This window comes from Parabacteroides gordonii MS-1 = DSM 23371 (assembly GCF_000969825.1).
GTDB lineage: Bacteria > Bacteroidota > Bacteroidia > Bacteroidales > Tannerellaceae > Parabacteroides > Parabacteroides gordonii.
The window spans coordinates 3,913,765-3,926,963 of the sequence record NZ_KQ033919.1; the positions used below are offsets into that span (position 1 = coordinate 3,913,765).

A 13,199-nucleotide genomic window follows, 5' to 3' on the forward strand; every position below is an offset into this window, starting at 1 on the left:
ATGGATATAATTAGTAATAGAATACCAGCTACACCCAGAAGTAAGTACACCAGATATAATACAGGTAGTTCTTACTCTTTAAATGGTGGTGGAACTAATATAGATACATCTAACTTTGTAAAGCTAAAAGGACAAATCAGCCAGATCATAGACGGTTCTGTAGGTGCAACAGGTGATATAGTAGCTTATCAGACCAATCCAGAAGCAGGAGATTTTAAGCTACCTATTGCTTCTACTGATGCTTTAGGCTGTATTAAAATAGGTGAGAATTTGACCATTACAGAAGATGGTACGGTAAATGCTAATGCTGGTGGTGGTGTAAGTAGTTGGAATGATCTTACAGATAAACCATCTATATTTCCTTCTACTTGGGAACAGGTAACAGAAAAACCAACAACATTTAAGCCAGAAGATCATACACATAAGATGTTAGATATTACAGATTTTACAGGGGTGACGTTAGATACAGACCAAACAATAACAGGAAAGAAAACATTTACGAAGTCAATAATAGGACAGGCAGATGTTGTAGCTTATACAACTGGTGATTATACTGAATCTTTTCCTATAGCTTCTACTAATGCTTTAGGTTGTGTTAAAGTTGGTAATAACCTTTCTATCAGGGAAGATGGTACACTGGATGCTAATGCTGGCGGTGGTATTACAGAAGTTGATTGGAGTATTATAGAGAATAAGCCTAACTTTGCAACGGTAGCAACTTCTGGTAATTATAATGACCTAACTAATAAACCGACTATTCCTTCTTATGATATTGCCACAGAAGCTAAACTAGGATTGGTTAAGATTGGCTCAAATATAGGTTACAAAAATGACGGGACTATTTTAGTATTGGAGGCTTCTACTTCTAATAAAGGAGTAGTAAAAATTGGATCAGGTATTAATGTTGATGGTGAAGGTTTAATATCAGTTTTATCAACAGGTCATACTCATTCATTGACCGATTGGAATACGCAAGCAACTTCTTCTGGAAATAAAACAATTGGTAATGCAAGTAATGGTAATTATGTTACTATTCAGGAAGATTTAAAGGTTACACAAAGTGCTGCATTCTCAAAGACACCGACTGTTAATGGTACTGCTATTTCACTTAGCAACCATACGCATTCTTATTTACCTTTATCTGGGGGTACGTTAACAGGTGATCTAAGTATCAAATCTGGTAATTATTCACATTTAACAGTAGCGAATAATGCTGGAGATTGGGCACAATTTGCTACTACAAATACATCTGATACAAGCGGTGTTATTCAAAGTAGTAAGAAATTTATAATACAGGCACGAAATAATTATAGTAATAGAGTTGAGTTTGATGGCGGTAATATTACTGCTACAGGTGATATTGTAGCTTATAGTACAGGTGCATCTTCTGCACCATTTAAGTACTGGCGGCCAACAGTATCAAGTACAGGTGTACTTAGCTGGAGTAATAGCACATCTGAATCTACACCTACATCTGTCAACATTAAAGGTGCGACAGGTGCGAAGGGTGACAAAGGAGATAAGGGTGATAAAGGTGACACTGGCGCACGTGGGGCAACAGGTGCACAAGGAGCACAAGGCCCTGCTGGCCCAACTTTTAATGGTGGAACTATATCAAACGGTATTACTATTCAGAATAGCGGGATGGCGGGAATGGTGTTAAATGGTTATAATTCAACGTGGCAATCAGCTTCAATTAATATGTATAATAGAGCTTTATCAGGTCAGGGTTATAAATGGCAAATCGACTTAGGTGGTTCACAAGTTGCAAACGGTGATATGCTATTTAACTGTAACAATTCAAGTGGTACTGGTTCAGCACAATCTTCACCTTACTATCGTTTTAAGATAACAAAGCACGGTACTTCAACAAACGCGTGTTGTGGAGCTGGGGCTTACGCTAACACATCTGATATTAGATTGAAGAATAGAGGTGATAACGTAACAGGTGTATTAGATATAATAGACAATTTAGATGTATTCCATTTTACGATGAAGGATGATGAATTTAATTTAGCAAGAATCGGTGTGTCAGCGCAAGATGTTCAACAATATTTTCCTGAGTTCGTTAGTGTTGTCGCTAATGAAGATACAGATAAGATTTTAGGGGTTGATTATGCAGGACTAGGAGCAACTGTAGCAATACAAGGTAGTAAAGAGCTTTATCAAATCATTAAGAATCAACAGGTAAAGATAGAAGAATTAGAAAGTAGATTGGTTGAACTAGAAACTAAAACCATTTAAAGGATGAAGAAACTAATAAAGTGGCTAGCCAAAGTATTTAAGGCTAATATTACAGTAGAAAAGATTATTTATAAGGAAAAGGTAGTTTATAAACCATTGGAAGATAAGTTATCTGGTAGTATCTCTTTAGATGGTAATTTGCTAGTAGATGGCACTATAGAAGCAACAGAAGATATAGTATGTTATAAAACTAAAATTGAGTAACTATGATATTACCAAATAACAATATAAGCATAATGGATGTAAGGAACTGTTTAGGTTATCCTAGTATGGACTTAGGAACTTTATGTATATGCGATAATGTGAATATGTGGTCAAAGCATAAACCTGTTATCTGGCATTCAAATACAACAGATGATAACCCTAATTGGTATAAAGCAACAGACGGAAAATGCGGGATTGAAATACCTTCGTTAGGTTCTAACTTTAATATAATTGATACATCTACGTGGACAAGACAAAAGCCAGGTGGCGGAAGTGGAGCACCTTTTAGATTGGGGGATTTTAGAGGGTATAACCATAATGCCAAACCTTTAGTTTCAACTAATTTAATTGATGATATAACTGTCAATCGTGGTTCTAATTCAACTTGGGACTTTTACCCTAATATTATTACTAATGCAGATAGTAGTAATTTAAGTTTAGATGATATTAGTTTAGGTGGTAAGAAGCTAGGTGATTGTTATGTTGCTGTACGTATTGATTATAATGGATATACTGTATATGCCTGTTCAGCAAGTACTATCAGAAATTACCCTAAAATTTCAGTAAATCTATCTTCTTTTAGCTCTAATATGATAGGGCAAAAAATGACAGCTAGGTTTTTCATCTGTGGTGATTATTTTGCACAGAAAACAAGCTGGATAATACAAGATATTCAGTACTGTATGTATTCTGATTCAACAAATAAAACAAGTATAGGTTTTACGGTTAAAGAAGATTCTATGTTTACAATAAGAATTGATTCAATCGGTAAAACATTAAATAGTTATAGTTCTGTTAGTAATTATGCTTCATCAAATAATGCATTACAATTGAATATTGCAGGTGATGTTTATTTATTATGCACAATGACAAATAAGACAAGTGGAACGTATCAAGTTCCTTTAACCAATTTATTAGGAAATTCTTCAAACTGGTGGGGTGCAGCGTTTCAAAAGTCCCCAGTTGCATTTTATAATACATCTGGCTCTATTATAAGTAGTAGTATTAGCATTCCACCTAATGGAACAGCACAAATTGTGATAAGATGGAATTATAATAATACGTCTAATACTAATCCTGATGGTGTCACGATGAGAGGTAATGTTAATTTCAAATATTTGTTTAATGGTGTATATGTGAGTGTAAGTAACGAACAGGCTGCATTTTACGTGAAATCAGATAGTATATAATGAATAGTAAACATTTGATAGTACAATTAGTAGTGGCCTGTGTATTAGTAGCATTGGGTATAGGATTACTTATAGCTGGCTTCTGTGTTGTTCCAATGGGAATTATACATAGTAGTATACTAACAGCCTTTGGAGAAATCAGCGCATTTGCTGGAGCTTTATTTGGAGTAGATTACACATATAAGAAGAAGATTGTAGATAAATTATAGATATTTTAAATCCCGCTGTGTTAATAAATGCAGTGGGCTTTTTCTTTTTTTTATTGGTTTATTGGGTGTGGGGCAAATTAGTCTACTTGTTAAATTAAACATATATTAAGAAATCACTATAGTAAAGATATTTAACTGCATTAAATTCACATTTTATTATCCATACATTGCCACCAGTTTAATCATTAAATACAATTGTTATGACAGATCAAAAGTTAGAGAAGAAAGAAGAAAAGTTATTCACATTAGAAGGTAGTGGAAAGATATTGGCTTTTACCAATGTAAATAGACAGATCAATAGAAGTATAGTTAATTCTAAAAAGAAGTCTATTGAAGAATTTGGCTTATTAGCACCTATAACCGTAGTAGATGCTAAAGATGTTATAGAAAAAGGTATTACTGTTTATGATGCCAACAACCCTACTGATGTAATAGATGCTGATAATGCAGAGAACTATTTAGTAATCTTAGATGGACAGCATAGATATACAGCTATTAAAGAACTGAATAAGAAAGATAAGTATTATGATATTTGGCTGATGTATCCGCTTAATAGAGAAGTTGCCGTATCTACTTTAATAATGGAAATTAATACTACTGCTATTAATTGGAAAAATGATAATTATATTTCTGTATTGGCTAAATTAAGATCAGAAGATAAAGGATTAGCATTTATAGATCAGTATATGCAGCTAAGACACAAGAGGACTAAAAAAGGTGAACAATCTGATAATCTTCCCAATAATGGTTATGGACTATCTGTATTATCTAAGTATCTCACTTTGAGTTCAGCCATTAATAAGGACTATCTTTATAGGATGGCAAATAATCCAAATAAGAAATTGCCTGAATCTATCAAAGTAGATAGAGCAGAGAAGATAATACAGACAGGAATAGAAGTTGGTTTTACACATACTTTCTTATCTAGTAGATTCTTTATTGATTGGATCATTAACTGGGTTCTACAGGAATATTCAGTAGATAAGATCTTAGAATGTGTAAAAGAATCTATGACTGGTGAAAAGGCAAAGAAATTGATGGAAGAATGCAAGGCTGATAATTTTAGTGATCTATTCGATGAAGTTATAGAATTACATTAATAATCAATATTATGCAGATACCTAACAATTTTAAATTATCTTTTAAACTGGGTGATATACAAGTAAATTCTTTAGAAGAATTTTATGCTTTGGATAAAAAGAGTGTATTAGAGCACTTTGGCTTTATTATTAGTAAAGACACATTAGGAGATGAATTTACCAGTAGAAATATAACTAGTGTAGAAGATGTACAAGAGATCATTTTTATATCTAATGCTGCTTTATATTGCCAATTAGAAGATAAAGAGCTAGCAATAGACGATAAAATGAAAGACTTATATAAAGTATGGATTCATAATACAGACCTATTAGAAGATTTGTTTATAGCCTATACTAAGTTAGATCCAGATAAGATGTCTAAAAGAATACTGAAACAGCAGAAAGATGGTACTATAGAACGATTCTTAAATAAATAAGTTCTATTTAATTCTTAAGTCCAGTTATCCTAGTGGTAGCTGGGCTTTCTTCTTTTTAGGGGTATGGGGTAATATTTTAGAGGGAAATGGAAAGTAACCACACTCCTCCCAACTTTCCACGGCTGGTTACTTTCTAAAGTCTAAAATTTTAATTGATAGATATACTCGTACAATGTACAATATTTATTATATTCGCGGTGTCGGAATGGCTTGTAAAAGAACGGTAGTAAATAACCAATTTTATAAGTTCCTGATATTCAATATAGATTGCAAAAATACTAACTTTGCAGAAAACTAACAGTATGCAAGCATCGCTTTTCCTTATACCGGTTACTTTGGGGGAGACTGAACATCGTCGGGTTCTTCCTGAATATAATCGTGAGATCATTCTTCAGATTAAACATTTTATTGTAGAAAATATACGTACCGCCCGCCGTTTCCTGAAAAAGACGGAGCCGTCTATCGTGATCGACGACCTGACTTTTTATGAACTCAACAAACATACCTCTGCGGAGGATGTGGCCGGTTATCTGGCTCCGTTGGCTAAGGGAGAGCATGTAGGTGTTATCTCCGAAGCGGGATGTCCGGCGGTTGCCGATCCGGGGGCGGATGTGGTGGCTATAGCACAGCGGAAGAATTATCCGGTTGTGCCGCTGGTAGGGCCGTCGTCCATACTGATGTCGGTGATGGCTTCCGGCTTCAACGGACAGAGTTTTGCCTTTCATGGCTATCTGCCTATCGATGCGTCGGAACGTACCAATGCGATCAAGAAGCTGGAAGGGCGTATCTATGCGGAGAACCAGACGCAGCTTTTTATCGAAACGCCTTATCGCAACAATAAGCTGGCTGAGGAGCTGATCCGTACCTGCCGCCCTTCTACCAAGTTATGTATTGCGTCGGATATCACCTGCGAAGATGAATATATCCATACCCGTCCGGTAAAGGATTGGGCAGGGAAAGTGCCCGACCTGAGCAAGAAACCGACTATTTTCTTAATCTATAAATAATCTGTTATGGCAACTTATCAGGCACACGAAACAGCAGTTATCGACCCCGGTTGTACAATTGGCGATGATACCCGCATCTGGCATTTCTCCCATATTATGACTGGTTGTACGATTGGTGAACGATGTAATATCGGGCAGAACGTCGTAATATCGCCTGAAGTGGTGCTGGGTAATAACGTAAAGGTGCAGAACAACGTCTCTGTCTATACCGGCGTGACTTGTGAAGAGGATGTTTTCTTGGGGCCTAGCTGTGTATTTACAAATGTGATCAACCCGCGCAGTGCCGTTTGCCGTAAAGACGAATATATGAAAACGCATGTAGGCAAAGGGGCTACGATCGGTGCAAATGCGACGATCGTTTGCGGACATAATATCGGTGCGTATGCCTTGATTGGTGCCGGTGCGGTTGTCACTAAAGAGATTCCGCCTTATGCGCTGGTGGTTGGCAATCCTTCCAAACAGATCGGTTGGGTGAGCGAGTATGGTCATCGGCTGTATTTTGACGGGAAGGGCTGTGCGGTTTGCCCGGAAAGCGGGGAGAGGTATCAGTTGAAGGATAATGAGGTAACCCGTATCGGATAAAAATAGAAAAGGCGGAAGTGACTCCGCCTTTGGTATATTTTAGTTAATGTAAGTCGTTATTTCTCATTTAACCATCTTTGGCCACTTGGAGTCATAAGCCAAATAAAGAAAACTGCAGATATAACAATACATGTTATGCATAAATAAAGAAATCCCATAATTTACTCCTTTCCTTTTAAAAATAATAATAAACTCAGGATGACAAAACCTATAATTGCGATTGTTCCTACTACAAAGATAATCACTTTATCAATATTAAAGTTTAATATGTTCGTTAAAATGATGCCGCCGAATATCAACTTGGTAAGATCGCTAATGTATTTGCTGGCTTCCAGATAAACAGCCTTTTGTGTTTTCTTACTTATTCGGGTGAGAAACTTTAGTTTATCGGGCTTTTTAGGCCTACGGATTGTCGTAGCATTTTTCATAGTTTATAGTTGTTTTGTTAATACTGTGGCAAATATATAAAAAGAAAGGCGGATAGTCAACTATCCGCCTTATAAATATTTCTTAGCAAGCCTTCAAACTCATATCGAGGCTCTTGACCGAGTGGGTCAGTGCTCCGACAGAGATAAAGTCTACGCCGCATTCAGCATAATCGCGTAATGTATCGAAAGTGATACCGCCGGATGATTCGGTTTCGAAGCGTCCGCCAATCATTTCGACAGCCTTCTTTGTGTCTTCGATATTGAAGTTATCCAGCATGATGCGGTCGATGCCGCCCACGTTCATGGCCTGTTGCAGTTCGTCGAAGTTGCGTACTTCGATTTCGATCTTCAGGTTCTTACCTTTTTCTTTCAGGTAGTTCTGTGCACGGGTAATTGCTTGTTCGATACCACCGGCAAAGTCTACGTGATTATCTTTCAGCAGGATCATATCGAACAATCCGATGCGGTGATTAACGCCACCACCGATCTTTACGGCATCCTTTTCCATCATACGCATACCCGGAGTTGTTTTGCGGGTATCCAGCACACGGGTTTTAGTACCTTCCAGTGCCTTGACATATTTGCGGGTTGTCGTTGCAATACCGCTCATACGCTGCATCACGTTCAACATCAGGCGTTCTGTCTGTAATAATGACTGCACTTTACCTTCTACGGTGAAAGCGATGTCGCCTTTCTTAACCTCTGCACCGTCATTGATGAAGATTGTCATTTTCAGTTCCGGGTCGAAGTCGTGGAAGATACGTTTAGCCATTTCAACGCCGGCCAGTACGCCATCTTCTTTAATGATAAGCTGGCTTTTTCCCATAGCAGTATCGGGAATGCAGCATAATGTTGTATGATCGCCGTCGCCAATATCTTCGGCAAACGATAATTTAATTAAGTCGTCGATTAACTGATCCATTTGTTATTCTATTCTGATTGATTGTATAATCGCTTTATCCCCATCGGCACGATAAGTGATGTTTACACGGTATTCGCCTGAAGCTGTCGGAAGTTTTCCAACAAAGAAACCTGCGTCCTTTTTATCCGCGTGATGTACTACTGAAAAGCCTGTGGGTTTATTGCTTCCGAAGAAGGTAGACAGCATCTTTACGGCCTCGCTTCCGTTGCACTTCTTAGATGAGCCGGGTATGGCCATATCTACTTCCTGATCCATTGCTCCTGTTAGTGAAGAGGCATTTCCTCCTTTGAAGGCATTTGATATAGGAGTAATATCGGCTGCCATGACGCTCAAAAATGAGAGTATCAATGCCAATGTAAGTAATAATCGTTTCATAAGCTATCTCCTCTTTTTATGAGTTTTCTGAGGCAAAGGTATGTATTTTTCCTGTAAATTAGCGCCTTCAACACTTAAAATGTAAACGAATGAAAATAGCACTGGTCGTAATAGGCAAAACGGATGCCGGTTATTTTGTAGAGGCAATCAATGAATATAAGAACCGTTTAGTCCATTACATCCCGTTTGAAATGGAAGTGATTCCGGATATAAAGAACGTAAAGAACTTATCGGAAACCCAACAGAAAGAAAAAGAAGGTGAGTTGATATTGAAGACTTTACAGGCTGGAGACTATTTAGTATTATTGGATGAAAAAGGAAAGGATTTCACATCTGTACAGTTCTCTGCCTATATAGAAAAGAAGATGCATACAGTTCCGAAGCGGCTGGTCTTTGTTGTGGGTGGGCCATACGGATTTAGTGAAACTGTTTACAAGGCCGCTTCCGAAAAGATCTCATTAAGTAAGATGACTTTCTCGCACCAGATGATCCGCCTGATCTTCGTGGAACAGATCTATCGGGCGATGACCATATTGAATAATGAACCTTATCATCACGAATAAAAGTAATGTGTTAAGGTAAGAAATGTGCCGATATGCCAGTTAAAGAATAGAATTAGCATTCTCTTAATTGGCATATCGGCACATTGTATAATTGTCACATTATTACTCTCTTGTCTTCTGTATCAATAAATAATCCAGTAACGTCATTGCTGCCATTGACTCGACAATAGGCACAGCCCGGGGAAGTACGCACGGGTCATGGCGTCCGCGAGCTTTCAAGATGGTACCTTCTCCATCCATATCGATGGTTTCCTGTTCCATCAGGATCGTAGCCACAGATTTGAAGGCAACACGGAAATAGATATCCTGTCCGTTGGAAATTCCTCCCTGAATACCGCCTGAGTTGTTGGTACGTGTATTGATATGTCCGTTGTCATTGAAGAAACGGTCGTTGCGTTCGGAACCACGATACAAGGCAGCATCGAATCCATCGCCGTATTCAAACCCTTTTACTGCATTGATCGTCAGCATGGCATGACCTAAAGCTGCATGTAGTTTACCGAATACCGGTTCTCCCAGACCGACAGGCGTGCCTTTTACCACACAAGTGATCACTCCACCGATCGTATCGCCTTTTGATTTCACTTCGGCAATCAATGTTTCCATTTCGGCAGCCTTAGCCGGATCAGGACATCTTACTGCATTTTCTTCTGTCAGGTTGAGATCATATTCTTTATAACTGCCTTCCAGCTTGATAGGGCCGACCTGAGAGGTGAATGCCTGTATATTGATTCCTTTCTGGCGCAATGCCAGTTTTGCAATTGCACCGGCAACGCATCTGGCTATCGTTTCGCGGGCAGAAGAACGTCCACCGCCACGAGGATCGCGGATGCCATACTTCGTCTGGTAAGTATAATCTGCATGTGAAGGGCGGTAAACCGTCTTCATATTGTCGTAATCCGACGAATGTTGGTTCTTGTTCCAGATAATGAATCCGATCGGTGTACCTGTAGTCTTTCCTTCGTAGATACCGGAAAGGAACTGTACTTCATCGTCTTCCTTACGGGGTGTCGTGATTTTTGATTGTCCCGGTTTACGTCGGTTCAATTCTTGCTGGATAAACTCTGTGTCCAGTTCGATGCCCGCCGGACATCCATCGATAACACCTCCGATACCCGGGCCGTGTGATTCGCCGAATGAGGTTAATCTGTATATATTTCCGAATGTATTCATACTTGATAAATGAAAAAGTGGAGAATTAAGAATGAGTCTGGAAATGAAAATGAGGAATGCAGAATCTCTTTTAATTCTTCATTCCCCATTCTGCATCTTTCTTTTTATTTATTAGTGGCAGCTACCGCATCCGCAACCACCTTCGTGATTGTGGTCACCGCAATCGCTTCCGCAGTCATCGCATCCGCAACCACATCCGCCAGCCGGAGCTGATAACGCTGCAATTTCTTCTGCTGTCGGTTCATGAACATCGATAACCTCACCGCTGAAGTGTAAAGTCTCACCAGCCAACGGGTGATTGAAGTCCATAACAACCACATCGTCTTTAACTTCAAGGATAGAACCGTTCAGACGGTTACCGTTCGAGTCCATCATAGGAACTGTGTTACCTTCTTTGATCACTTCCGAGTCAAATTTACCTTCAACTTCAAAAATGTTTTTCGGCAGATCCAATACATGATCTTCCACATATTCTCCGTATGCGTCGGCAGGAGCGATAGAGAAGTCGAATTTGTCACCTACTTCGAGACCTTTCAAAGCATCTTCGAAAGCAGGAAGCATGGCGCCTGTTCCAAAGATGAATTTTAAAGGAGCTTCTGTCACTGCTTTTTCCATCAACTCGCGCTCTTCACCTTCTCCTACGTTCAGGTCGTATGTAACCGCAACGAACTTATTTGCTGTAATTTTCATTTTTAATTGTATTTGTAATAAATAAAACGAGACAAATTTACGTATAATTTCCGAGTTAATCAGGTTATTCTTTTAAAAATAAAGATATGTAATGTTTTAATCTATAATATACTTATCTTTGTCGGCTGAAACAAAAATCTACAAATTATATATTTTAGCAGTGAGTAGATAGTGTTTATCGATAGGTTAATAAAGTTGTAGTTACACATGTGGTTTTCTAAATTGAGGGACTTTTTCTTTCCTTGTTGTATGGATAACAGAAGGTTAGTAAGTCTGTTTTTTTCCTGTTTGATCCTGAAGTTTATGTGGTTTAATTTGCTCTGGTGCATGTTATCCACGTTTACTCCGTTTTCAAAGATAGAGACCTATCTGGATACTCTGCTGGTAGCCTTGTTATTATTATTGCCGTTGGTCTGTTTCCGGGCGGTAAAGGTTACTTTGGTAATCTTCGTGTTGATGGACTGTTTGTTTGTCTCCAACCTGATGTATTTCCGTACTTATTTTACGGCAATCCCATTGGATAGCTATTCGTTGGCAGCCAACCTGACTGAGTTTTCAGGAAGTGTGTTTGACTCACTACGGATAGTAGATACTTTATTTCCGCTCTCGACTTTGGTGGTCGGTCTCTTATGGTGGTTCAACTACCGGAAAGGAACAGATATTAAAACAGTTCAAGGGGGTAAAATGCCTTTAGCCTTTGTCCGGTATATTTGTCTGATATTACTTGTTTCTTTGTTTCCTGCGATCCGGCTTTGGAGCCAGAATGGCTTTAAAACAGCCTACGAGAAATTGCAGGATGCCTATCTTCATACATGCAATATCCCGATGTATACGATATTCGGTTCTCTTTATTATGACTATTCATGTAGTAATATCACATACAGTCCGGAAATAAAGGATCGCATTGACTCCTGGTTAACCAGGAGAACGGATTGGAAATCCGTTCTCCCAAAGACTTATTCAAGGGATAATTGTATTATTATTTTAGCTGAATCTCTGGAAAGTTGGGTACTCGAAAAGACAGTCGAAGGGCAGGAGATAACGCCGAATCTGAACCGGATAATAAGGGATTCATCCGTAATCTATGCTCCTCATGTATTATCGCAGGTAAAAGGCGGCCGTTCTATCGATGCGCAATTACTGGTAAATACAGGTCTTTTACCTATAAACTCCGGGCCTTATAGTATAAAATTCCCGGACTCATATTATCCTTCACTGGCAAAAGCGTTTAAAGAAAAGTATAAAGACTCTGAAGCGTATAGTCTGACTATTGATAAACCGATGGTATGGAATCAGTGTGTAATAACACCGGCCATGGGTTATGATAGCTTGGTTTCAAAGAAATGTTTTATAAAAGAGGAGCCTGTCGGATCGCGTGGACAAGTGGGCGATCGTGCCTTTCTGCGTCAGTGTTTGAAGAAGATTCGGAATAATGAAGTCTGGAATGAATCGGGAAATACATTTCTGCAATGCGTAACTTATTCGGGGCATAATCCTTTCCTCTTGCCGGATTCTCTGAAAAAGGTATTCTTTTCTCCCGAAGTACCCGAAGTACTTAATAACTATATGACGATGGCCAACTATACAGACCGGGCTCTCGGTGAATTCATCGCACAACTTCGTGCTGATAAACGTTTTGAAAATACGTTGATCATGATCATGGGAGACCATGAAGCGTTAGGCACAGTAAGAAAAGAACTCTGCGATGATCCGGTAGGGAAGCAGATCGTTTCAGATAAGTCATTTGTTCCTTTGATCATACTAAATGCACCTTTCAATTTATATTATGGGAAGGTAATGGGGCAGGTGGATGTATATCCGACTTTATTGGATTTGTTAGGCCTGAATGATTATTGGTGGCGAGGATTGGGAGAAAGCATACTAGATCCTCATAGACCGGGTTTTGAAGTGGATCCCCAGTTGAATGTTCTGGGAGATACGGCGGGAGTTTCTAAAGAGGATATTTATATGGCTAAGAAAGCTTGGGAAATATCAGATATGATTATCCGGTACGATTATCTGGGACATCGGCATGATCTGAATAAAAGGACTGATATAGTTGCTGTTAAGTAATAAAAAAGCCGATTCTGGAGAGA

15 protein-coding genes are annotated in these 13,199 nt (G+C 38.7%); 10 read left to right on the top strand and 5 right to left on the bottom strand.

The features are described from left to right. From HMPREF1536_RS28360 to HMPREF1536_RS14845, 8 genes are all read left to right on the top strand, one after another. Positions 1–2,244 carry a tail fiber domain-containing protein gene (locus HMPREF1536_RS28360; protein WP_147337512.1) on the top strand — a complete coding sequence of 748 codons (2,244 nt, stop codon included), beginning with the start codon at positions 1–3 and terminating at the stop codon, positions 2,242–2,244. Positions 2,245–2,247: 3 nt separating this feature from the next. Then, entirely contained in the window at positions 2,248–2,448 is a 201-nt protein-coding gene (locus tag HMPREF1536_RS14815; protein WP_028728726.1) for a hypothetical protein, read from the top strand. A gap of 2 nt (positions 2,449–2,450) precedes the next feature. Then, on the top strand, positions 2,451–3,638 hold the full coding sequence (locus tag HMPREF1536_RS14820; RefSeq protein WP_122146146.1) for a hypothetical protein: 1,188 nt from the start codon (positions 2,451–2,453) through the stop codon (positions 3,636–3,638). Beyond that, positions 3,638–3,847 carry a hypothetical protein gene (locus HMPREF1536_RS14825; protein WP_028728724.1) on the top strand — a complete coding sequence of 70 codons (210 nt, stop codon included), beginning with the start codon at positions 3,638–3,640 and terminating at the stop codon, positions 3,845–3,847. Before HMPREF1536_RS14820 ends, HMPREF1536_RS14825 begins: the two co-directional genes overlap by 1 nt. 200 nt (positions 3,848–4,047) lie before the next feature. Continuing rightward, a complete protein-coding gene (locus HMPREF1536_RS14830; RefSeq protein WP_028728723.1) occupies positions 4,048–4,947 on the top strand; it encodes a ParB N-terminal domain-containing protein in 900 nt (299 codons plus the stop codon). A gap of 11 nt (positions 4,948–4,958) precedes the next feature. Continuing rightward, entirely contained in the window at positions 4,959–5,363 is a 405-nt protein-coding gene (locus HMPREF1536_RS14835; RefSeq protein ID WP_028728722.1) for a hypothetical protein, read from the top strand. 302 nt (positions 5,364–5,665) lie between these two features. After that, a complete protein-coding gene (locus tag HMPREF1536_RS14840) occupies positions 5,666–6,370 on the top strand; it encodes an SAM-dependent methyltransferase (RefSeq protein ID WP_028728721.1) in 705 nt (234 codons plus the stop codon). Positions 6,371–6,376: 6 nt separating this feature from the next. Continuing rightward, complete coding sequence (locus tag HMPREF1536_RS14845; RefSeq protein WP_028728720.1) at positions 6,377–6,952, top strand: acyltransferase; 576 nt, start codon at positions 6,377–6,379, stop codon at positions 6,950–6,952. A 161-nt stretch (positions 6,953–7,113) separates the two neighbouring features. Here the strand turns inward: HMPREF1536_RS14845 and HMPREF1536_RS14850 are convergent, their stop codons facing one another. The 3 genes from HMPREF1536_RS14850 to HMPREF1536_RS27480 form a co-directional block, all read right to left on the bottom strand. Then, positions 7,114–7,380, bottom strand: a complete 267-nt coding sequence (locus HMPREF1536_RS14850; RefSeq protein WP_052349867.1) for a DUF6722 family protein — start codon at positions 7,378–7,380, stop codon at positions 7,114–7,116. An 82-nt stretch (positions 7,381–7,462) separates the two neighbouring features. Continuing rightward, complete coding sequence (gene nadC / locus HMPREF1536_RS14855; protein WP_028728718.1) at positions 7,463–8,302, bottom strand: carboxylating nicotinate-nucleotide diphosphorylase; 840 nt, start codon at positions 8,300–8,302, stop codon at positions 7,463–7,465. 3 nt (positions 8,303–8,305) lie between these two features. Further along, a complete protein-coding gene (locus HMPREF1536_RS27480; RefSeq protein ID WP_028728717.1) occupies positions 8,306–8,677 on the bottom strand; it encodes a DUF4783 domain-containing protein in 372 nt (123 codons plus the stop codon). An 89-nt stretch (positions 8,678–8,766) separates the two neighbouring features. Between HMPREF1536_RS27480 and rlmH the strand changes: the two genes are divergently transcribed. Beyond that, the gene (rlmH, locus tag HMPREF1536_RS14865; protein ID WP_028728716.1) at positions 8,767–9,240 is read left to right on the top strand and encodes a 23S rRNA (pseudouridine(1915)-N(3))-methyltransferase RlmH; all 474 of its coding nucleotides are present in this window, start codon (positions 8,767–8,769) and stop codon (positions 9,238–9,240) included. Positions 9,241–9,342: 102 nt separating this feature from the next. On the opposite strand, the gene aroC is transcribed toward rlmH, so the two are convergent. Both aroC and HMPREF1536_RS14875 read right to left on the bottom strand, forming a co-directional pair. Then, positions 9,343–10,413, bottom strand: coding sequence for a chorismate synthase (gene aroC / locus HMPREF1536_RS14870; protein WP_028728715.1), 1,071 nt, complete (start codon positions 10,411–10,413; stop codon positions 9,343–9,345). Positions 10,414–10,524: 111 nt separating this feature from the next. Continuing rightward, complete coding sequence (locus HMPREF1536_RS14875; RefSeq protein WP_028728714.1) at positions 10,525–11,103, bottom strand: FKBP-type peptidyl-prolyl cis-trans isomerase; 579 nt, start codon at positions 11,101–11,103, stop codon at positions 10,525–10,527. A 303-nt stretch (positions 11,104–11,406) separates the two neighbouring features. Between HMPREF1536_RS14875 and HMPREF1536_RS14880 the strand changes: the two genes are divergently transcribed. Then, positions 11,407–13,176 carry an LTA synthase family protein gene (locus tag HMPREF1536_RS14880; RefSeq protein ID WP_233426409.1) on the top strand — a complete coding sequence of 590 codons (1,770 nt, stop codon included), beginning with the start codon at positions 11,407–11,409 and terminating at the stop codon, positions 13,174–13,176. Positions 13,177–13,199 lie beyond the last annotated feature (23 nt).

Bases quoted from the DNA above. Each gene is read 5' to 3' on its own strand.
- HMPREF1536_RS28360 (WP_147337512.1), top strand. From the start codon at position 1: ATGGATATAATTAGTAATAGAATACCAGCTACACCCAGAAGTAAGTAC.
- HMPREF1536_RS14815 (WP_028728726.1), top strand. From the start codon at position 2,248: ATGAAGAAACTAATAAAGTGGCTAGCCAAAGTATTTAAGGCTAATATT.
- HMPREF1536_RS14820 (WP_122146146.1), top strand. From the start codon at position 2,451: ATGATATTACCAAATAACAATATAAGCATAATGGATGTAAGGAACTGT.
- HMPREF1536_RS14825 (WP_028728724.1), top strand. From the start codon at position 3,638: ATGAATAGTAAACATTTGATAGTACAATTAGTAGTGGCCTGTGTATTA.
- HMPREF1536_RS14830 (WP_028728723.1), top strand. From the start codon at position 4,048: ATGACAGATCAAAAGTTAGAGAAGAAAGAAGAAAAGTTATTCACATTA.
- HMPREF1536_RS14835 (WP_028728722.1), top strand. From the start codon at position 4,959: ATGCAGATACCTAACAATTTTAAATTATCTTTTAAACTGGGTGATATA.
- HMPREF1536_RS14840 (WP_028728721.1), top strand. From the start codon at position 5,666: ATGCAAGCATCGCTTTTCCTTATACCGGTTACTTTGGGGGAGACTGAA.
- HMPREF1536_RS14845 (WP_028728720.1), top strand. From the start codon at position 6,377: ATGGCAACTTATCAGGCACACGAAACAGCAGTTATCGACCCCGGTTGT.
- HMPREF1536_RS14850 (WP_052349867.1), bottom strand. From the start codon at position 7,380: ATGAAAAATGCTACGACAATCCGTAGGCCTAAAAAGCCCGATAAACTA.
- nadC (WP_028728718.1), bottom strand. From the start codon at position 8,302: ATGGATCAGTTAATCGACGACTTAATTAAATTATCGTTTGCCGAAGAT.
- HMPREF1536_RS27480 (WP_028728717.1), bottom strand. From the start codon at position 8,677: ATGAAACGATTATTACTTACATTGGCATTGATACTCTCATTTTTGAGC.
- rlmH (WP_028728716.1), top strand. From the start codon at position 8,767: ATGAAAATAGCACTGGTCGTAATAGGCAAAACGGATGCCGGTTATTTT.
- aroC (WP_028728715.1), bottom strand. From the start codon at position 10,413: ATGAATACATTCGGAAATATATACAGATTAACCTCATTCGGCGAATCA.
- HMPREF1536_RS14875 (WP_028728714.1), bottom strand. From the start codon at position 11,103: ATGAAAATTACAGCAAATAAGTTCGTTGCGGTTACATACGACCTGAAC.
- HMPREF1536_RS14880 (WP_233426409.1), top strand. From the start codon at position 11,407: ATGTGGTTTAATTTGCTCTGGTGCATGTTATCCACGTTTACTCCGTTT.